This window comes from Streptomyces sp. NPDC092369 (genome assembly GCF_044755245.1).
Taxonomy (GTDB): Bacteria; Actinomycetota; Actinomycetes; order Streptomycetales; family Streptomycetaceae; genus Streptomyces.
Map to the genome: position 1 here is coordinate 659,293 of NZ_JBIVQP010000006.1, position 19,229 is coordinate 678,521.

The window sequence follows — 19,229 nt, forward strand, 5'->3', positions numbered from 1 at the left end:
GGTTCTCCGGTCTGCGGAACCGCACGCGAGGTGCGGCTCTGCGAAGCCGTACGCGACCGTACGGCTCGTGGCGGCGGTGCACCGGACGGTGCGGTCCGGCCCCGGTGCGGGCCCGGGGCCGGATCGCACGCTCAGATCAGCTCAGGCTCGAGATGGTGGTACGAACCTTGGCGATGATGTCGTCGGGGATGGGGGCGTAGCCCAGGTTCGGGAGCAGCGCCTGACCCTCCTCGGAGGCGATGTAGGTCAGGAACGCCTTCGTGCCGGGCAGGGAGGCCGCCTTGTTGCCCTTGTCGCAGACGATCTCGTAGGTCACGAGGGTGATCGGGTAGGCGCCCTCGGCCTTGGTGTTGTAGTTCAGCTGCAGCGACAGGTCGCTGCCCGTGCCCACGACCTTGGCGTCGGCGATGGCCTTGGTGGCGCTCTCGCTGCTCGCCGCGACCGGGGCGCTGGCGCCGGTGTCGATGCTGACGGCCTTCACACCGTCGGCGACGTAGGACAGCTCGAAGTAGCCGATGGCGCCGTTGGTCTGCTTGACCTGGGCGGCCACACCGGAGGACTGGGCGGCCGCCTGGCCACCCTTGGCCTGCCAGGCCTTGCCGCCCTCGTACTTCCAGTTGTCGGGCGTCGCGGCCTTGAGGTACTTGGTGAAGTTGTCCGTGGTGCCGGACTCGTCCGAGCGGTGGAACGCCTGGATCTTCAGGTCGGGAAGGTTCGCGTCGGGGTTCAGCTTCTTGATCGCCGCGTCGTTCCACTTGGTGATCTTGCTGTCGAAGATCTTGGCGAGCGTCGGGGCGTCCAGGACCAGGTTGTCCACGCCGGAGACGTTGTAGCCGATCGCGATCGGGCCGCCGACCATCGGGAGGTCGATGCCCTGGCCGCCGGAGCAGACCTTCTTGGAGGCGGTGACCTCTTCGGGCTTCAGCGCCGAGTCGGAACCGGCGAAGGCGAGCTGGCCCTGGGTGAAGGAGGTGACACCCGCGCCGGAGCCGCCGGCCTTGTAGTTGATCTGCACACCGCAGGCCTTGGTGAACTGGGCGACCCAGGCGTCGATGGCGTTCTTCTGCGCCGACGAACCGTCGGAGAGCAGCTGGCCCTTCGCGTCGTCACACTTGATCGAGCCGGCGGCCGCAGTCGACGAGGCGCTGCTGCTGGAGCCGCTGTCACTGCCGGTGTCGTCGGAGCCGCACGCCGTGAGGACCAGGGCGCCGGAGGCGGCGAGTGCACCGAGGGCGACGGCCCGCCGATTCATGCGCTGAAGCTTCACTGAGGGAGTTCCTTCCAATGCTGCCGTCCTGAATCGGCGGCGTGCGAAGACTGGGTGATGGAGGCGCGCATTCGAGGCGCGACCGTCATCGGTAAGGCCGAAATTAGGCAGATCAGGTGAAGGCGCCTATGGCCAGAAATGAACGGAAGGTGAACCCCTGCGGACGGTGTGGTTAGGTCACGGAATGCTCACGGGTCGGGCACACAGAGATTCCGGCGCGATCGTTACACAGCCCTACGCGCATAGAGGACCCTGACGTCCGTACGGAGTGTCGACCAAGTGGAACCCGCGGGACGGGCGGTTCGTCTCGTTCCACGGGAGCCGACAGGAGGCACACATGCAACGGCGTACGTTCATCGGAGGCGGCGCGGCCGCGGTGGCGGCGGTGGCCGCGACCGCGTGCAAGGGTGGCGTCACGAGTTCCGGCACGTCCGGCGACTCCTCGTCCGGTACGTCGGCCCGGGCCGCCGGCACCTCGGCCGCCCCCGCGAACTGGGCCGCCCTCGGCCGCGACCTCGACGGCACGCTGGTCCGCCCCGGCGACGCCCAGTGGGCCACGGCCCGCCAGCTGTACAACACCCGCTTCGACGGACTGAAGCCCGCGGCGGTCGCCTACGTCGCCCACGCCGACGACATCCGTACGACCCTGGCCTACGCCCGCGCGCACGACGTCCAGGTCGCCATCCGCAACGGCGGCCACTCCTACGGCGGCTGGTCCTCGGGCAACGGCAAGCTGATCGTCGACGTCTCCAAGCTCACCTCGGCCAGGGTCAGCAGCGGCCAGGCGGTCATCGGCGCCGGTTCCAAGCTGATCGACGTCTACCGCGCGCTCGCCGCGAAGGGCGTGACGATACCGGCGGGCTCCTGCCCCACCGTCGGCGTCTCCGGCCTGGTCCTCGGCGGCGGCCACGGGGTGGTCTCGCGGGCCTACGGCCTGACCTGCGACAGCCTCACGCAGGCGACCCTCATCACGGCGGACGGCAAGCAACTGGTCGCGAACGCGAGCACCAACAAGGAGCTCTTCTGGGCCCTGCGCGGCGCGGGCAACGGCAACTTCGGCGTGGTGACCGAGCTGCACTTCAAGACCCACCCGGCGCCGCAGGCCGTCTCCGGCTATCTGACCTGGCCGTGGACGAAGGCCGCCGCGGTGCTCACGGCCTGGCAGGAGTGGGGCCCCGACCAGCCGGACGAGATCTGGTCCTCGCTCCACCTGGAGAACTCGGGCACTTCCCCGACCGTCTCCGTCGCCGCGTTCTCCCTGGGCGGCTACACCGAGCTGCAGAACGCCGTGGACCGCCTCGCCCAGCGGATCGGCGCCGACGCGAGCAGCGTCTCGCTGCGCCGGCGCGGTTACGAGGAGGCCATGGAGATCTACGCCGGCTGCTCCTCGTACTCCGCGCAGGCGCAGTGCCATCTGCCGGGCTCGACCCCGGGACGCAACACGCGGGGCGCGCTCGAAAGGGAGACGTACGTCGGACGCTCCGACTTCTTCGACCGGTCGATCCCGGCGGCCGGCATCCAGACGCTGCTGTCGCGGGTGTCGTCGGTGCGGGGCGGGTCGGGCAGCATCGCGCTCACCGCGCTGGGCGGGGCGATCAACCGGGTGTCTCCGACGGCGACGGCGTTCGTGCATCGGCGGTCGCGGATGCTGGCGCAGTACATAGTGTCGTGGACGCCGGGTACGTCCGGCAGTACGGCACAGGCGTGGCTGTCCGGCGCGCACGACGCGATGAAGCCGTATGCCTCCGGCGCTGCTTACCAGAACTACGCGGACGCGGCGCTGAAGGACTGGCGCAAGGCGTACTACGGGGATGCGGCCGGGCGGTTGGCCAAGGTGAAGAAGCGGTACGACCCGGACCACTTCTTCACGTACCCGCAGGCCCTCTAGAAACGGACATCAGCGACCCCGGACGAGTCGTCAGGCGGCCAGGTCCCTGTCCTCCACGCCCGCTTCCGTGCGCGTGCCCGGGATCAGGGCGTCCCGCTCGATGCGCGGGCGGCGCCTTGATCGGATGAGCCGGCCCGCCCGGGGCGCCCGCTCGACGGCCTGCGTCACCGGGGTCAGCAGGGCCATCGCCAGCGGGGAGAGGAGGAGGGTGACCGCCGTGCCCAGGGCGAAGCCGCCGATGACGTCCGTCGGGTAGTGGACGCCCATGTAGACGCGGCAGAAGCCTTCGAGCAGGGCCAGGCCGATGCCGATGAGGCCGAACTTCCGGTGGGCCACGAAGAGGCCGACGCCGATGGCCATCGTGATGGTGGCGTGGTCGCTGACGAAGGAGTAGTCGGTCTTGCCCGCCACGAGGACGTCGAGTCCCTCGTGGGTGCGGAAGGGGCGGGGGCGCTCCACGAAGCCCCGTATCGGGATGTTCACCAGGACGGCGAGGCCGGCGGCGAGCGGGGCCCAGATCAGGGCGGCCACGGAGGACGCGGCCTCCGTACCGCCGCGTCGGCGGACCGACCACCAGCAGGCCAGCACGAGCAGGACCATGGCGATCAGCAGACCGTACTCACCGACGTACTCCATGCCCCGGTCGAACCAGTGCGGAGCGTCCTTGGCGAGGCCGTTGATGTCGTAGAGCAGGTCGACGTCGGGGTTCGACCCGGATTCGGCGAGTCCAGCCATCGTGCTGCGGCCCCTTCGTCGTCGTCTGCTGCTTGCGCTCGCACTCCTTCGTGCGCCGCGCCTACCCACCCCCGTGGATGTGGATGTAGTTCACGCCGTAGATCACTACGACAACAGGAACGCACGGTCCCGGTTAATACGTTCCACCCTCCACCGAATGATCACTCAGACGTTATCGAAGAGAGACACATCTCCCCAGCTCAGGGGGTGGGTTGACGCTCCGCTCACACCGTCGTGGGGAGTGCTTTCGCGCCATCTTCGGTGACCCGGGTGGCGCCGAAGTAGTCGGGGGTGGCGATCGGGTCGAACCGGATCACGGCCCCCGTCCGGGGCGCGTCGATCATGTACCCGCCACCGACGTAGATCCCGACGTGCCGGATCGCCCGGGAGTCGGTCAGGTCGTCGGAGAAGAAGACCAGATCGCCGGGGAGCAGCTCGTCGCGCGAGGGGTGCGGGCCCGCGTTGTACTGGTCGTTGGCGACCCGCGGCAGCGTGATCCCGACACTCTCGTACGCGGCCTTCGTCAGCCCCGAGCAGTCGAAACGCCCGCCCTGGGCGGCGGTTCCGTTGCCGCCCCACAGGTACGGCGTGCCGAGCTTCTTCTGCGCGTAGGAGATCGCCCCGGCCGCCTGCTCCGACGGATCGACGCGGCCCACGGGAGCCGCGAAGCTCTCCTCCAGGGTCGTGATCGTCTTGACGTAGTTCCGGGTCTCCGCGTACGGCGGCACACCCCCGTACTTGATCACCGCGTAGGAACCGGCGTTGTACGAGGCCAGCATGTTTTCAGTCAGATTCCCGGGAACGTCCTTCACGTACGACGCGAGTTGGCAGTCGTAGGAGGCGGCGGACGGAATGGCGTCCTCCGGATCCCACACATTGCGTACGCCGTCTCCGTTGCCGTCGATCCCGTGCGTGGCCCACGTCCCGGGGATGAATTGCGCTATCCCCTCGGCCGCCGCCGGGCTCTTGGCGTTCGGGTTGAACCCGCTCTCCTGGTAGAGCTGCGCGGCGAGCAGGGCCGGGTTGATGGCCGGGCAGAGGTTGCCCCACTTCTGCACGAGGGTCTGGTACGCGGCCGGCACGGCACCCTTGGCCAGCGCCTTGCCGCTGCCGCCCACGCCGTTCGCGAGGTTCCCGGCGACGATGTAGACCCCGAGGACGAGCAGCGCCACGAAAGACAGGCCGGTGCCGGCGGCGACGCCCGCCACGATCCATCCCTTACGCACCGTCAACCGCCCCTCGCCACCCAGGAGTCCGCGCCCAGGTCAGTGTAGGGGCGGCACCTGTCTTCCGGGGTGATCACGGGAAGCGGAAACCGGACAATACGCAGGCGTCGGTTCAGGGGTCTTGAGGAGGGCGGCCGTCAGGGATCCGTCGCCGCGTCCTCGTAGAGCTCCGCCGCCTCCTTGCCCAGCACCACGCTGTAGGAGATGTCGGCCGTGGCCCCGCCCTGTTCGTGTCCGCCGAGGATCCCGACGACCCGTCCGTCGCCGTTGACCCACGGGCTGCCGCTGGTGCCGCCGGTGAAGTCGGGGCAGACGATGCGCTGTTGGGTACGGCTGTGCGCGACCGGCTTGTTGGTGCAGCTGACGGGCGCCTCGCGGGAGTTCGGATACCCGGTCATCGTCACCGCGGTGGCCCCGGTCGCCGTCCCCGCGGTGAACCGGTTCCCGCCGACCACGTCCTCGACGCCCCGCCCGCCCCGGTCGTCGAGCACGGCGAAGGCGACATCGCTGTCCTCGTCCTCCCCCTTGGCCCAGCCGTCGGGCAGGAACCGTCCGCGCACGGTCCACACCCCGTGCGGCGCCGTGCCGTCCCGGTATCCCGGCACGAACACGAAGTCCCCGCCGCCGTCCAGGCAGTGCGCCGCGGTGACGATGACGTCGTGGTGCGGGCTGCGCACGACGGAGGCGGTGCAGAAGTGACCGCCGGTGAGGCGTCCTGCCCGGTCGGCGTCGAACAACGCCCCGACGCGCGCGCTCTGCGCGGTCACGGCGGCGACCGCGGTCACGCCGAGCGGCCCCGGGCCGTCGTCGGCGGCGGCCAGCGAGGCCGAGGTGACGGCCGGCCCGAGCAGCGCGACCGCGACGAACAGGGGGCGGGTGATGCGGGGGATGCGCTTCATCGGGGCCCACTCTGACCTACGAAGGTGAGAAACCGGTCCGCCCTTCTCACCGTAACCGGCCCCTCCCGACCTCGCCCGCGCGACCTGTCCCGCCTCGAAAGCGTCCGCGCGACCCGTCCCGCCTCGACGAGTGCCCGTCAGCCGCCCGAATCCGAGGCGCCGCCCGCCAGCAGCTTCGCCGCCAGCGCCCGCAGCTGCGCCCGCTCCCCCGCCGTCAGCACCTCGGCCAGCTCACCGATCGCCCGCTCGATCTCGGCACCGCCCTCCACGGTCAGCTCCCGCCCCGCCGGGGTCAGGCTCACCAGCACCCCGCGCCCGTCGTGCGGCGACGGCACCCGGCTCACCAGCCCCCGCTTCTCGGCCCGGGAGACCAGTCCCGTCATCGAGGACTTGTCCAGGCCGAGATGCCGGGCCAGTTCGAGCATCCCCGGCCGCCGGTCGCGCAGGATCCCGAGCAGCCGGACCTGCACGACCGAGAGCTCGTGCGCGGCCGCGACCCGAGTCAGCACGCCCTGCACCAGGAACGACAGCTGGACCAGGGCGTCCACGGTGTTCAGGGACCGGTCAGGGGTGCTCGGCACCTGATCCGGCGGGTGACCGGCGGTCATGGTCGTCTCCTTCCCTCATTTAGTACGTGGCACAAACCGCTTGACCTAGTACGTGCCACAAACTAGCTTCAAAGTAGTACGCGCCACCAACCATATCCCTCTCACACCCGGAGCCCTCCATGCACGCAGCCGTCGTCCACTCCTTCGACACCCCGCCCCGCTACGACTCCGTGGACACCCCTCGCCCCCAGGGCGCCCACCAGGTCCTGGTCGACGTCCTGGCCGCAGGACTGCACCCCCGCGTCCGCTCCACCGCCGACGGCACCCACTACACCTCCGACGGCTCGCTCCCGCTGATCCCGGGCATCGACGGAGTCGGCCGCACCCCCGACGGCGACCTCCTCTACTTCGTCGCCCCCGACGACGCCCCCGGCACGATGGCCGAGCAGACCGTCGTGGACCGGCGCCGGGCCGTCACGCTGCCGCCGGGCACCGACCCGATCGCCGTGGCCGCCGCGATGAACCCGGCCATGTCGTCCTGGATCGCGCTGCGCCGCCGCGTCACCCTGCCGTCCGACGCCCGGGTCCTGGTGCTGGGCGCGACCGGCAGCGCGGGCCGGCTCGCGGTCCAGATCGCCAAGCACCTCGGCGCCGCGCACGTGGTCGCCGCCGGCCGCGACCCCGAACGCCTCGCCCTGCTGCCCGAGTTGGGCGCCGACGAGACCGTCTCCCTCGCGGCCGCTCCCGACCGGGCGGCCGCCGACCTCGCCCGCACGGCCGCCGACGCGGACATCGTCGTCGACTACGTCTGGGGGCCGGTCGCCGAACAGGCGATGCGCGCCCTCCTCACCGCCCGCCCCGACCGCGCAAGGACCCTCGCCTGGATCCAGATCGGCTCGATGGCGGGCACCGAACTCACCCTGCCCTCCGCCTACTTGCGCGCGGCCGACCTGCGGATCATGGGCAGCGGCCAGGGCTCGGTCAGCACCGCGGGCATCCTCGCCGAACTCCCCGCCCTCGCCGAGCGGATCACCGCCGGGACCTTCGCCGTCAACCCGCTCGCCGTCCCCCTCGCCGAGGTCGAGAAGGCGTGGAGCGCCCCCACGACCCCCGGCGGGCGGATCGTGCTGACGCCCGGCGTCTGACGTCCGACCGCCACCCCCCTCCCCTGTGCCCTGACTGTGCGCCGGGTCAAGTCACCCCCATTCCCCCTCCATCGCCCAGCCATTGATCAGTAAGCCCACAGGCCCCTTCGGTAATGCGGAAGTCAGGATTCCGAAACCTGTCTTGTTTGTCGCGTACTCAACAAGCAAGGGTCTACGCGGGTCGCCGCCCCTGCCGGGAACCCCTGGCAGTCCCCCCACCGCAGGCCTCTGCCCACCCCTCCCAGGAGGCTTTACGTTGCGTACGTCCACGCCCGACTCCCCCCACATACGCGCCAGATGGAGCCGTATCGGCTCGGCCACCGTGGCCACCACCGCGCTCGTCCTGGCCGGTCTCGGCACCGCGGTGCACGCGAGCGCCGCGACTCCCGCCGCGCACAAGGCGAGCGCCAAGGAGATCGCCGCCGCGGTCGCCAAGGCGCACGTCACGTACACCTCGGCCTGTGACGCCACCCCCGCCAAGGGCTACGCGTCCTGCAACGCCCTGCGCGTCACCTCCGGCACCACCGCCTTCCAGGAGGCGCAGGCCGCGAAGAAGGGCGTGACGCCCAAGTCGGTGTCCCCCAAGGCGGCTTCGGCCACCCCGACCGGTTACGGCCCGAGCGACCTCCAGTCGGCCTACGGCCTCACGTCCGCGTCCGCCTCCGACGGCGCGGGCGAGACGATCGCCATCGTCGACGCGTACGACGACCCCAACGCCGCGGCGGACCTGGCCACTTACCGCTCGTACTACGGCCTCTCGGCCTGCACCACGGCCAACGGCTGCTTCAAGAAGGTCAGTCAGACCGGCTCCACGACCTCCCTGCCCACCGCCGACAGCGGCTGGGCCGGTGAGATCTCGCTCGACCTCGACATGGTCTCCGCCATCGCCCCGAAGGCGAACATCCTGCTGGTCGAGGCGAAGTCGTCGAGCATGGCCAACCTGGGCACGGCGGTGAACGAGGCGGTCAAGCTGGGCGCCAAGTTCGTCTCCAACTCCTACGGCGGCTCGGAGTCCTCCTCGGACACCTCCTACGACTCCTCGTACTTCAACCACGCGGGCGTCGCCATCACCGTCTCCGCGGGCGACGAGGCCTACGGCGCCGAGTACCCGGCCGCCTCCAAGTACGTCACCGCGGTCGGCGGCACCAAGCTGTCGACGTCGTCCAACAGCCGCGGCTGGACCGAGTCCGTCTGGAAGACCAGCAGCACCGAGGGCACCGGCTCCGGCTGCTCCGCCTACGACGCGAAGCCCAGTTGGCAGACCGACACGGGCTGCACCAAGCGCATGATCTCCGACGTCTCGGCGGTCGCCGACCCGGCCACCGGAGTCTCCGTCTACGACTCCTACGGCGCCGACGGCACCGGCTGGAACACCTACGGCGGCACCAGCGCCTCGTCCCCGATCATCGCGTCGGTGTACGCCCTCGCGGGCACCCCGGGCAGCGGCGACTACCCGGCCCAGTACCCGTACAGCGCGGCCGGCACCTCGGCACTGAACGACGTGACGAGCGGCAACAACGGCACCTGCTCGACGAGTTACTTCTGCACCGCGAAGTCGGGCTACGACGGCCCGACCGGCTGGGGCACCCCGCAGGGCCTGGACGCCTTCACGGGCTGAGCGGGTCGCGCGGTACGGCAGCACCTCCCCGTCGGGTCACGGGGAGCCGCCTGAAGGGGAGTACGTGGGGACTCCTCGGCGGCATCGGAAGGGAAACGGGTCACGGCAGCCGGCCGCGGCCCGTTTCCCCGTGCCCGTGCCCGCGCCCACGCCGTCTCCCTCGCCCGCCTTCTCCCTTGATCCACCTGTGAGTTGGGTCAAGCGCGCGTCACCCGCGATCCATTCGCCGGCACCGGTTCGGTAAGGCGGAGGTCAGGATTCCAGATCGCCCTTGTTGTCGCGTACTCAACAAGCGCATCGTCGTCGCAGGCCGCCGCCCGCCGCCGGACCCCACACCGACGGCTTCGCACCCGCACTGCCCCTGTTTCCACCCCACCAAGGAACATCAGGAGGCTGCACGATGCGTTCCACTCCCCCCGACAGACCGTCCGCACGCAGCGGTTGGCGCCGGCTCGGCACCGCCGCAGCGGCCACGGCCGCCCTGCTCCTCGCCGGATTCGGCACCGCCGTCCAGGCCGACGCGGCCCCCTCGGCCACCACCGCGAAGGCCACCTGGACCGCGACCCCCTGTGCCACGCCGAAGCACAAGGGCGAACTCGCCTGCAACTCCTACCGGGTCACCGGCGGCCTCACCGCCTACCAAAAGGAACAGGCCAAAATTACGGGCATCACGCCCAAGGCGGCCGACGCCGCCACCCCCTCCGGCTACGGCCCCACCGACCTCCGGTCTGCCTACGGCCTCACCTCCGCCGCCACCTCCAACGGCGCCGGCGAGACCATCGCCATCGTGGACGCCTACAACGACCCCAACGCCGAGGCGGACCTGGCCACTTACCGCTCGTACTACGGTCTCTCGGCCTGCACCACGGCCAACGGCTGCTTCAAGAAGGTCAGTCAGACCGGCTCCACGACCTCCCTGCCCGCGTCGGACACCGGTTGGGCCGAGGAGATCTCCCTCGACCTCGACATGGCCTCGGCGGTCTGCCCGAACTGCAACATCCTGCTGGTCGAGGCGACTTCGGCCACCATGGCCAACCTCGGCACCGCGGTGAACCGCGCGGTCACCCTGGGCGCGAAGTACGTCTCCAACAGCTACGGCGGCTCCGAGTCCTCCTCGGACACCTCCTACGACTCCTCGTACTTCAACCACGCGGGCGTCGCCATCACGGTCTCCGCGGGCGACAGCGGCTACGGCGCCGAGTACCCGGCGGCCTCCAAGTACGTGACCTCGGTGGGCGGCACGGCCCTGGCCAAGGCCACCTCCACCACCCGCGGCTGGAGCGAGACCGTCTGGAAGACCAGCAGTACCGAGGGCACCGGCTCCGGCTGCTCCGCCTACGACACCAAGCCGACCTGGCAGACCGACACCGGCTGCACCAGGCGCACGATCTCGGACGTCTCCGCGGTCGCCGACCCGGCCACCGGAGTCTCGGTCTACGACTCCTACGGCATCACCGCCGGCTGGTACACCTTCGGCGGCACCAGCGCCTCGTCCCCGATCATCGCGGGCGTCTACGCCCTGGCCGGCACCCCCTCCACCTCCTCCTACCCAGCCTCCTTCCCCTACGCGAAAGCCGGCACCTCGGCCCTGAACGACGTGACATCCGGCAACAACGGCACCTGCTCCACCACCTACCTGTGCACCGCCCAGTCGGGATACGACGGCCCGACCGGCCTGGGCACCCCGGAGGGCGTATCGGCCTTCACCGGCTGACCGACTGACCCTCCGTCACCGAACGGGCCACGGCGACCAGCCGTGGCCCGTTCGCCGTGCCGGGATACCCTTCACCCGGAGAACATCGGCGCGACCACTCACCCGACCGACCGTCAGAAACGGCCCTGGTCATAGAAGGGGTCAACGACGGAACCTCACGACAGGTTTCGCTCAGGCCTCATTGCCCGGCGTGACCTGCCGTGATACACAGAGTGACGGTACGAGCTATTCGTACGAAACCCGCCAACCAATGCCGTCAAGTCGACATACGACGGCACCATTGTCGGCGAGAATGAGTCTGACCTCTGCGCCAAGGCAGGGGCCGCGGAACCGGAACTACCGAACAGGGGCGGTGACTTACATGCTCTTTGCGGCCGACAAGGGAGACATCAACACCATCATCGGCGGGATCGCTCCGGACTGGGGCCCCTTCGGCAGCCTGGGCAACGAGGCCAAGGTGATGATCGAGGTCGTGATGGCGGTCGCCATCCTGCTCTGCCTCGCCCTGGCCATCTGGGGCGCCGCCAAGCAGCGCATCGGCGCGACCGCCCTCCGGGACACCTTCAGCGCGGAACAGGGCAAGGGCCTCATCATCGCCGGTCTCACGGGCGTCTTCATCATCGGCTCCCTGGGCACCCTCTTCACCATCGTGTACGGCATGGCCGTCTAGCAGGCGTCCCTCCCCCTGAGGTTGCTTCTCCCTGATGTCGAGTCATCACTCCGCGTCCGCGCGGACTCCAGCACGGCTACCGTCGTATGTCTACGAGGTGGAGAGGGCGTACGCGGCATGAGTCTCGGAGACGACCACGAGCCCTCCGGGGGTTACGGCGGCACCGGTCAGACCCGCACGCGACTCCCCGAGGGCACCAGCGACGTATACGGCGGCGCCCGCAGAGGCGGCCGCTCGTCGTCCCGGAGCCTGGTGACGGTGGTCGGCGTGGTGGTCCTCCTGATCGCGGCGATCGCATTCGCGAACAGAGGCGGTGACGATTCCCCTGCGGGGAGCTCAGCGGGGGACAAGCCGGAGGCGTCGAGTACGGCGGCGAGCGGCACCAAGCCGGTCCAGTCGAAGGTGGCGGGCATTCCGGCCGGGTTCACGCACGATCAGCAAGGTGCCCAGAGCGCGGCCTCGAACTACGCCACGGTGCTGGTCTCGGCCGACATCCTCAAGCCGACCCGGCGCACCCAGATCGTCCAGCAGGTCTTCGTCCCGAACAAGCAGGCCGCCCTCCAGGACCAGCTCAACAAGGCCTACTCCAGGACCTTTCTGAGCCAGATCGGCCTCGATGCCAACGGCAACGCGGCCGCAGGCCACACCTATGTGTCCCGCACCGTTCCGATCGGGACCAAGACCACCAGCTACTCGGACACGACGGCGACCGCCGAAGTGTGGTGCACCGGGCTGTACGGCACAGCCGGCGAGGACTCGACGACCCCGGTCACCAGCGACTGGTTCACCATGACCCTCCAGTTGGAGTGGTCGGGCGGCGACTGGAAGGTCGACAGCTTCTCGCAGAAGGACGGCCCCGCGCCCGTCCCAGGGGACGCGAAGGCGTCCAGCGCCGACGAGATGGCCAAGGCTGTCGAGGAGTACGGAGGCTTCACCTATGCCCGGTAGCCCGCGCCGCGCGCTCAAGGTAGCCGCCGCGTTCACAGCCGTACAAACCGCAGTCGTGCTGCTTGCCACCCGTGCCGTCGCGGCGCCCACCCCGTCCCCGACGGCATCCGACGACAAGTGCGACCTCATCGTCGGCCCCGCCAAGGACTACTGCGAACGCGGCAGCAACGACAAAGGCACCGGCGGCTCCACCTCCATCGACCCGCTCGGCGGCACCCTCGACCCGCTCTCCTCCTTGGCAAAGGGCTGCGCCGACGCCGCCTCCTGGACCATCGACAAGCTCAGTGCCGCCGTGAAGGACACCGCGAACGTCGACTTCACGAACGAAAAGTTCCTCCAGCAGTACGCCGTCGTGTTCGCCGCGTCGACGATCCTGACCCTCCTGCTGTGGCTGCTGGCCGTGGCCAAGAGGGCCGTGCGCGGGGTGCCTCTCACGACCGCCATCTCGGAGGCGATCGGGTTCCTCTGGCTGACAGTTCTCGCGTCGGCCTTCACCCCGCTCATCCTCTACACCATCGTCTCCGCGACCGACGGCGTCACCGACGTCCTCGCCAAGACAACCGGCAACCAGACAGACACGTTCTTCGGCACCTTCTCCGGCGCCCTCGGCAAGGGCGAGGACATCGGCGGCGGCCCGATCATGCTGATCGTCGTCTCCCTGGTCAGCATCCTCGCCGCCGGAGTGCTCTGGCTGGAGCTCGTCATCAGGGCCGCCCTACTCTACGTGGGCGCCCTGCTCGGCACCGTCGTCTACGCGGGCCTGGTCGACAAGAACCTCTGGGGCCACGTCCGCCGTTGGGCCGGCATCATGATCGCGGTCATCCTCGTGAAACCGGTCATCGTGATCGTGCTGGGCCTGGCCGGCGCCCTGTCCTCCGACAACGGCCCCGACTCCTTCTCCGCCGTCGTCTCCGGCCTCGCGATCATCCTGCTCGCCATCTTCGCCAGCGCGATGATCTACCGCTTCGTACCCGGCTTCGGCGACGAGATCGCGAGCGGCCGCAACAACCGCATCATGCAGGGCGCCGAGGGCAAGGCCGCCGCGGTCATCAGCTCCCCGGCGACCATGGTCGCGCAGGGCATCAAGACGCACAGCGCCCGCGCGAACGACGGCGGAGGCGGCGGCGGCCAGTCCTCCGGCGGCGGCTCCCGCCCGGCCAACCCGGTCAGCGGCGGCGTAGCCGCACACAGCACCCGGACCCCGAACGGTGGTGGCGGCGGATCTGTCCCCTCCGCCGCACCCGCACCCCGTTCGGCCAGCCCGGTGAACACCCCGCACGCAGGCAACAGCAGCTCCAACCGCACGGGAGGTGAAGGGCGTTGACGACCGAGTCCCACCTGTCCCATCCGGTCACGCCCCGCCGTACATATCTCATCGGCCGCGCCCGGCCGAACGCGATCGTCGGCCGCAACCGCGAGTCCGGCGAGATCGCGCTCATCATCGCGGGCGCGTTCCTCGGCATGATGTGCGGGCTCCTGGTCCCCGTCCTCTCCCTGCGCATCGTACTGCTGATGGGCTTCCCGCTGGTCGCACTGGCGGCGGTCTACGTGCCGTACAAGCACCGCACCTTCTACAAGTGGTTCGAGATCAACCGCAGTTACAAGCGCACCCTGAAGCGGGGCACCACCTACCGCTCCTCCGTCATGGAGGCCGGCACGCAGTTCGACGGCCGCGAGGTCGAGATCGGCCCGCCGCCCGGCATCGGCCGCATCAACTGGCTGGCCGCCCCCTTCGGCCCCGACGAGATCGCCGTCCTGCTGCACGCGGACCGCCGCACGGTCACCGCCGCGATCGAGATCGAGGGCCCGGGCGTCGGCCTGCGCGACAGCGAGGACCAGGAAGCCCTCGTCGACCGCTTCGGCACCCTGCTCAAGCACGTGGCCAACGGCGACGGCTTCGTCACCCGCATCCAGATGCTCGCCCGCACCCTGCCCGCGGACCCGGACGCCCACGCCAAGGACGTCTCCCTGCGCGGCGACGAGAAGGCACTGCCCTGGCTGGCCCAGTCCTACGACCAGCTCCAGTCGATGGTGTCCACCAGCAGCGAGCAGCACCGCGCGTACCTGGTCGCCTGCATGCACTTCAACCGCGAACTCTCCGCCGAGGCCCACGCGATGGCCCGCGCGGCCCGCCCGCAGAACGGCCGCAAGGTGGACCGGGACGCGGGTCTCGCCGTCGTCATGGCCCGCGAGCTGACCGACATCTGCTCGCGGCTGCAGGAGGCCGACATCCGCGTACGACAGCCGCTGGGCCAGGGCCGTCTCGCCTCGCTGATCCACTCCATGTACGACCCCGACCACCCCATCGACCACATCCAGGCGATGACCAAGCGCAACGCCTGGCCGGCCGAGCTGGACGCCATGGAGCCGACCTACCTCCAGGCCAAGACCCGCGAGTCCTCCACCCGCGCGCCCTGGTGCCACGCGACCGCCTGGGTCAAGGAGTGGCCGATGACCCCGGTGGGCGTCAACTTCCTTGCCCCGCTGCTGGTTCACACCCCGGACGTCATCCGCACGGTCGCCGTGACGATGGACCTCGAACCCACCGAGGTCGCCATCGAGCGCATGCTGACCGAGAAGACGAACGACGACGCCGAGGCCTCCCGCGCGGCCAAGATGAACCGCACCGTCGACCCGCGTGACGTGGCCGCCCACAACCGCATCGACCAGCGCGGCGAGGACCTGGCCAGCGGCGCGGCCGGCGTCAACCTCGTCGGCTACATCACCGTCTCCTCCCGCAACCCCGAGGCCCTCGCGCGCGACAAGCGCACGATCAGGGCCTCCGCCGGCAAGTCGTACCTGAAGCTGGAGTGGTGCGATCGCGAGCACCACCGCGCCTTTGTGAACACCCTCCCGTTCGCCACCGGCATTCGAAGGTAGGGGCCATAAGCATGCGGGATCCGCTGTCCGTCCTCACCGACGCCTTCACGTCGTTCCTCTTCGGCAAGATCGAGACGACCCGCCTGCCGGTGCGCACCTCCACCGGCCAGGCCCAGGCGGTCTACCTCCCGACCGCCGCGCCGGGCCTGGGCGACTCGGGCGTGATCATCGGCCGCGAGGTCTACTCCGGCAAGGGCTACATCTACGACCCCTTCCAGCTCTACGGCCAGCAACTCCCCGCGCCCCACTGGCTGGTGCTCGGCGAGTCCGGCAACGGCAAGTCGGCGCTGGAGAAGACGTACGTCCTGCGCCAACTGCGCTTCCGCGACCGCCAGGTCGTCGTCCTGGACGCCCAGGGCGAGGACGGCGTCGGCGAATGGAACCTCATCGCGGAGGAGTTGGGGATAACCCCCATCCGTCTGGACCCGACCGCCGCCCTGGACATGGGGATCCGTCTCAATCCCCTCGACCCGGCGATCACGACCACGGGCCAACTCGCGCTGCTCCGCACGATCATCGAGGTGGCGATGGGCCACGGCCTCGACGAGCGCTCCGGCTTCGCGCTCAAGGTCGCGCACGCCTACGTCAACGAGACGGTCGTCGAGCGCCAGCCCGTCCTCATGGACATCGTCGAGCAACTGCGCCACCCGGAACCGGAGTCGGCGGAGGCGATGAACGTCGCCATAGACGACGTCCGTGCCTGGGGCCTGGACGTGGCACTCGTCATCGACCGCCTGGTCGACGGTGACCTGCGCGGCATGTTCGACGGCCCGACGACGGTCGGTATCGACCTGGACGCGCCCCTCATCGTCTTCGATCTGTCCCACATCGACCGCAACTCCATCGCCATGCCCATCCTGATGGCGATCGTCGGCGTGTGGCTGGAGCACACCTGGATCCGCCCCGACCGGAAGAAGCGTATCTTCCTGGTCGAGGAGGCCTGGCACATCATCAACAGCCCCTTCGTGGCCCAACTCTTCCAGAGGCTGCTGAAGTTCGGCCGCCGGCTCGGTCTGTCCTTCGTGGCGGTGGTGCACCACCTGTCCGACGTCGTCGACGGAGCGGCGGCGAAGGAGGCGGCGGCGATCCTCAAGATGGCCTCCACCAGGACCATCTACGCCCAGAAGGCCGACGAGGCTCGGGCGACGGGCCGGGTCATCGGCCTGCCGCGCTGGGCCGTGGAGATCATCCCGACCCTCACTCCCGGCATCGCCGTGTGGGACGTCAACGGCAACGTCCAGGTGGTCAAGCACCTGATCACGGAGACGGAACGCCCCTTGGTCTTCACGGACCGCGCGATGACGGAGTCGTCCAGCGACCAACTCGCCGCGGACGACGCCCTGCGCGCCGCCGAGCTGGAGGCGGAGGAGCGGGCCGCCGCCTTCGTGGAACAACACCTCGCCGACTACGACGACTCGTCCGAGTCGACGGTGGCCTAGCGGGAGGCGAACGTGGTCAGACCGGACGACCGCCGACGGGACGGCCAGGGTGGCATCCCCGACGGCCTGCTGATCGGCATACTCGCCTTCCTCCTCGGCATGACCGTGCTGGTCTGGTCGGCCACGGGCCTCGCGGGACTGTTCTCCCACGGCGCGTGGCCGACGGCGGTCACCTTCACGAACACGCCCGTCGCGATGCGGCACCTCATGGGGCAACCGCACGACATCGCCGCCGCCTGGCCCACCACCCCGCCGGCCCAGCTGTCGGGCTACGGGCTGTTCTGGGGCCTGTTCATCGGCCAGTTGATGGTCCTGTTCGTCCTCACGATCTTCGTGATGGGCACGGTGGCCCGCTGGCGGGCGGTACGAGCGAGACGGCACACTGCCACGACAGGAACAGCGAAGGCGGAGGAACCGCGGGAGCCGTACCGGGAGGAGCACCGGGCGACACACGAAGTACCCACGCCCCGTACGGAACCCACCCCGGTGGAGGCCGCCCCCGCCCAGCCGACCGCCCCGCCCCCGATGGCCCAGTTCGCGGCGGAGGCGCCCGCACAGGAGCCTCTCGCACCGCCGCAGCCCCTGTTCGACGGCAGCAGGACATCCGGGGTCTCCACGGTCCTCCTGGCCCCCAGAGAGGACCGCAGAGCCACCGCCGCGCAGGCGGTACGAGACGCGGAGGGCCCCGTCCTCGTCATCACCTCGAACCCCGCCGTCTGGTCGGACACCAAGGACGCCCGCGCCAAACTCGGCCCGGCCCACCTCTACGACCCCGCCCACCTCTGCGACACCCCGGCCCGCCTGCACTGGTCCCCCACCATGGGCTGCGAGGACAAGCCGACGGCAGCGGCACGGGCCACCGCCCTGCTCGCCCCGATCCGCCCGACGGCCAAGCTGGACCAGGCCCTGACAGCCACCGCGGAAACGCTCCTGCGCAGCTATCTGCACGCCGCCGCGGTCGACGGACGCACCATCCGCCACGTCCACCGCTGGGCCCAGGGCACCCAGGTCCAGGACGCGGTCCGCATCCTCCGTACCAGCCCCAAGGCGGCCTCGGGCTCCGCCGGCGAACTCGAGGCCGCGCTCACCGCACACCCCGAACGCCGTGACATGGCCCAGGAGTTGACCAGCCGCGCACTCTCCTCGCTCTTCACGGTCAACATCCGCGAGGCCTGCACACCCAACCGAAGCGACGCGCTCGCCCTGGATTCCTTCATCGACGAAGGGGGCACGCTCTATGTCGTGGGGGAGTCCATCGAGGACCCCAGGATGAACCCGGGCGCGATGCCCCTCCTGACGGCTCTCGTCTCCAGCGTGGTCGAGCGTGGCCGGCACATGGCCGAACGGTCATCCTCCGGTCGCCTCGACCCACCACTGACGCTCGTCCTGGACGACGTCGCCGCCGTGGCTCCGCTTCCCCAGCTCCCGGAGCTGCTGTCCACCGGAGCGGAGCGGGGCCTGCCGACCCTGGCCCTGCTCCGCTCCCGGGAACAGGGCCGTGCCCGCTGGCCGCACGACGAACTGCCGGTGTGACCACTCAGTCCGACTACTCCGGCGGATCGAGTACGAACTCCAACTCCGCGTCCCCGGGGCTCTTCTCCAGCGGAATCGTCCGCCCACTGGGCACGAACCCGGCCCGGCGATAGAAGGCCTGCGCCCGCCCGTTGTCCGCGTGCACGATGAGCCGCACCCGCTCGACCCCACGCGCCCACGCCCACTCCAGGCCGGCATCGAAGAGCACCTCGGTGAGCCCGATCCCCCGATGCTCGGGCGCCACGAACACTCCTACGACATGCCCCTGCTTCCGGTCGATCGAGAACCCGGCCCAGTCCGTCGTCCCGGGCTCCTCTATCAACACCGTCAGCGTCCCGACCCACTCACCGTCGGGCCCCTCAGCGATGATCTGCTGCGCGTCCGGCCGACCCTCGGCACCATTGGCGGTGCGCTCCCGCCAGAAGGAGTCGGGATGCGCCAACGCCTCCTCGTAGGTCTCCAGGAACGCCAGATGCGCGACGGGATCCTGCAACGCGACAAGCCGCAGCGTCTTCGCCGCGGGCCACTCGTCGGGACGTACGGAACGGACCTTGTAGTTCATGTCGGCAACGGTAGCCGAACGCAGAAAACCCCCGTACCGAATAAACGGTACGGGGGTTTCCCCAAAAATTGTTCGGCGGTGTCCTACTCTCCCACAGGGTCCCCCCTGCAGTACCATCGGCGCTGTAAGGCTTAGCTTCCGGGTTCGGAATGTAACC

At 69.9% G+C, this 19,229-nt stretch carries 16 protein-coding genes and 1 rRNA gene; 10 read left to right on the forward strand and 7 right to left on the reverse strand.

What is annotated here, in order from left to right; genetic code table 11:
* Window positions 1-136 precede the first annotated feature (136 nt).
* A complete protein-coding gene (pstS, locus tag ACIQI8_RS35035) occupies window positions 137-1,267 on the reverse strand; it encodes a phosphate ABC transporter substrate-binding protein PstS (RefSeq protein ID WP_402359624.1) in 1,131 nt (376 codons plus the stop codon).
* Between the two features lie 337 nt (window positions 1,268-1,604).
* Here pstS and ACIQI8_RS35040 point away from each other — a divergent pair, with 337 nt between their 5' ends.
* The gene (locus ACIQI8_RS35040) at window positions 1,605-3,155 is read left to right on the forward strand and encodes an FAD-binding oxidoreductase (protein WP_402359627.1); all 1,551 of its coding nucleotides are present in this window, start codon (window positions 1,605-1,607) and stop codon (window positions 3,153-3,155) included.
* 30 nt (window positions 3,156-3,185) lie between these two features.
* Here ACIQI8_RS35040 and ACIQI8_RS35045 read toward each other — a convergent pair whose 3' ends face one another.
* The 4 genes from ACIQI8_RS35045 to ACIQI8_RS35060 form a co-directional block, all read right to left on the reverse strand.
* A complete protein-coding gene (locus ACIQI8_RS35045; RefSeq protein WP_402359630.1) occupies window positions 3,186-3,890 on the reverse strand; it encodes a phosphatase PAP2 family protein in 705 nt (234 codons plus the stop codon).
* Window positions 3,891-4,114: 224 nt separating this feature from the next.
* On the reverse strand, window positions 4,115-5,122 hold the full coding sequence (locus tag ACIQI8_RS35050; RefSeq protein WP_402359633.1) for an NlpC/P60 family protein: 1,008 nt from the start codon (window positions 5,120-5,122) through the stop codon (window positions 4,115-4,117).
* A 131-nt stretch (window positions 5,123-5,253) separates the two neighbouring features.
* Window positions 5,254-6,015, reverse strand: coding sequence for a trypsin-like peptidase domain-containing protein (locus tag ACIQI8_RS35055; protein WP_402359636.1), 762 nt, complete (start codon window positions 6,013-6,015; stop codon window positions 5,254-5,256).
* 137 nt (window positions 6,016-6,152) lie between these two features.
* On the reverse strand, window positions 6,153-6,623 hold the full coding sequence (locus tag ACIQI8_RS35060) for a MarR family winged helix-turn-helix transcriptional regulator (protein ID WP_402359639.1): 471 nt from the start codon (window positions 6,621-6,623) through the stop codon (window positions 6,153-6,155).
* Between the two features lie 119 nt (window positions 6,624-6,742).
* On the opposite strand from ACIQI8_RS35060, the gene ACIQI8_RS35065 reads away from it, so the two are divergent.
* The 9 genes from ACIQI8_RS35065 (at window position 6,743) to ACIQI8_RS35105 (ending at window position 18,510) form a co-directional block, all read left to right on the forward strand.
* Window positions 6,743-7,708, forward strand: a complete 966-nt coding sequence (locus ACIQI8_RS35065; protein ID WP_402359642.1) for a zinc-binding alcohol dehydrogenase family protein — start codon at window positions 6,743-6,745, stop codon at window positions 7,706-7,708.
* A gap of 256 nt (window positions 7,709-7,964) precedes the next feature.
* A complete protein-coding gene (locus ACIQI8_RS35070) occupies window positions 7,965-9,326 on the forward strand; it encodes a peptidase S8 (RefSeq protein WP_402359645.1) in 1,362 nt (453 codons plus the stop codon).
* Between the two features lie 400 nt (window positions 9,327-9,726).
* The gene (locus ACIQI8_RS35075) at window positions 9,727-11,040 is read left to right on the forward strand and encodes a peptidase S8 (RefSeq protein WP_402359648.1); all 1,314 of its coding nucleotides are present in this window, start codon (window positions 9,727-9,729) and stop codon (window positions 11,038-11,040) included.
* A gap of 361 nt (window positions 11,041-11,401) precedes the next feature.
* Window positions 11,402-11,710 (forward strand): hypothetical protein, encoded by a 309-nt coding sequence (locus ACIQI8_RS35080; protein WP_280879441.1) that lies wholly within the window; start codon window positions 11,402-11,404, stop codon window positions 11,708-11,710.
* A 117-nt stretch (window positions 11,711-11,827) separates the two neighbouring features.
* A complete protein-coding gene (locus ACIQI8_RS35085; protein ID WP_402359651.1) occupies window positions 11,828-12,658 on the forward strand; it encodes a hypothetical protein in 831 nt (276 codons plus the stop codon).
* Window positions 12,648-13,982 (forward strand): hypothetical protein, encoded by a 1,335-nt coding sequence (locus ACIQI8_RS35090; RefSeq protein WP_402359654.1) that lies wholly within the window; start codon window positions 12,648-12,650, stop codon window positions 13,980-13,982. The genes ACIQI8_RS35085 and ACIQI8_RS35090 overlap by 11 nt, the downstream gene beginning before the upstream one ends.
* The gene (locus ACIQI8_RS35095; protein WP_123996584.1) at window positions 13,979-15,538 is read left to right on the forward strand and encodes an SCO6880 family protein; all 1,560 of its coding nucleotides are present in this window, start codon (window positions 13,979-13,981) and stop codon (window positions 15,536-15,538) included. The genes ACIQI8_RS35090 and ACIQI8_RS35095 overlap by 4 nt, the downstream gene beginning before the upstream one ends.
* Window positions 15,539-15,549: 11 nt before the next feature.
* Entirely contained in the window at window positions 15,550-16,977 is a 1,428-nt protein-coding gene (locus ACIQI8_RS35100; RefSeq protein ID WP_402359657.1) for an ATP-binding protein, read from the forward strand.
* Between the two features lie 12 nt (window positions 16,978-16,989).
* Window positions 16,990-18,510: a type IV secretory system conjugative DNA transfer family protein gene (locus ACIQI8_RS35105; protein ID WP_402359660.1), complete on the forward strand. Its 1,521-nt coding sequence runs from the start codon at window positions 16,990-16,992 to the stop codon at window positions 18,508-18,510.
* A 13-nt stretch (window positions 18,511-18,523) separates the two neighbouring features.
* Here ACIQI8_RS35105 and ACIQI8_RS35110 read toward each other — a convergent pair whose 3' ends face one another.
* Window positions 18,524-19,072, reverse strand: coding sequence for a GNAT family N-acetyltransferase (locus ACIQI8_RS35110; RefSeq protein ID WP_402359663.1), 549 nt, complete (start codon window positions 19,070-19,072; stop codon window positions 18,524-18,526).
* Window positions 19,073-19,142: 70 nt separating this feature from the next.
* Window positions 19,143-19,229: ribosomal RNA gene (gene rrf / locus ACIQI8_RS35115) — 5S ribosomal RNA — on the reverse strand; the annotation flags it as partial.

Excerpts from the sequence above, each read along its gene's own strand:
- ACIQI8_RS35040 (WP_402359627.1), top strand. The coding sequence starts at position 1,605 with ATGCAACGGCGTACGTTCATCGGAGGCGGCGCGGCCGCGGTGGCGGCG.
- ACIQI8_RS35045 (WP_402359630.1), bottom strand. The coding sequence starts at position 3,890 with ATGGCTGGACTCGCCGAATCCGGGTCGAACCCCGACGTCGACCTGCTC.
- ACIQI8_RS35055 (WP_402359636.1), bottom strand. The coding sequence starts at position 6,015 with ATGAAGCGCATCCCCCGCATCACCCGCCCCCTGTTCGTCGCGGTCGCG.
- ACIQI8_RS35060 (WP_402359639.1), bottom strand. The coding sequence starts at position 6,623 with ATGACCGCCGGTCACCCGCCGGATCAGGTGCCGAGCACCCCTGACCGG.
- ACIQI8_RS35065 (WP_402359642.1), top strand. The coding sequence starts at position 6,743 with ATGCACGCAGCCGTCGTCCACTCCTTCGACACCCCGCCCCGCTACGAC.
- ACIQI8_RS35075 (WP_402359648.1), top strand. The coding sequence starts at position 9,727 with ATGCGTTCCACTCCCCCCGACAGACCGTCCGCACGCAGCGGTTGGCGC.
- ACIQI8_RS35080 (WP_280879441.1), top strand. The coding sequence starts at position 11,402 with ATGCTCTTTGCGGCCGACAAGGGAGACATCAACACCATCATCGGCGGG.
- ACIQI8_RS35085 (WP_402359651.1), top strand. The coding sequence starts at position 11,828 with ATGAGTCTCGGAGACGACCACGAGCCCTCCGGGGGTTACGGCGGCACC.
- ACIQI8_RS35090 (WP_402359654.1), top strand. The coding sequence starts at position 12,648 with ATGCCCGGTAGCCCGCGCCGCGCGCTCAAGGTAGCCGCCGCGTTCACA.
- ACIQI8_RS35100 (WP_402359657.1), top strand. The coding sequence starts at position 15,550 with ATGCGGGATCCGCTGTCCGTCCTCACCGACGCCTTCACGTCGTTCCTC.
- ACIQI8_RS35110 (WP_402359663.1), bottom strand. The coding sequence starts at position 19,072 with ATGAACTACAAGGTCCGTTCCGTACGTCCCGACGAGTGGCCCGCGGCG.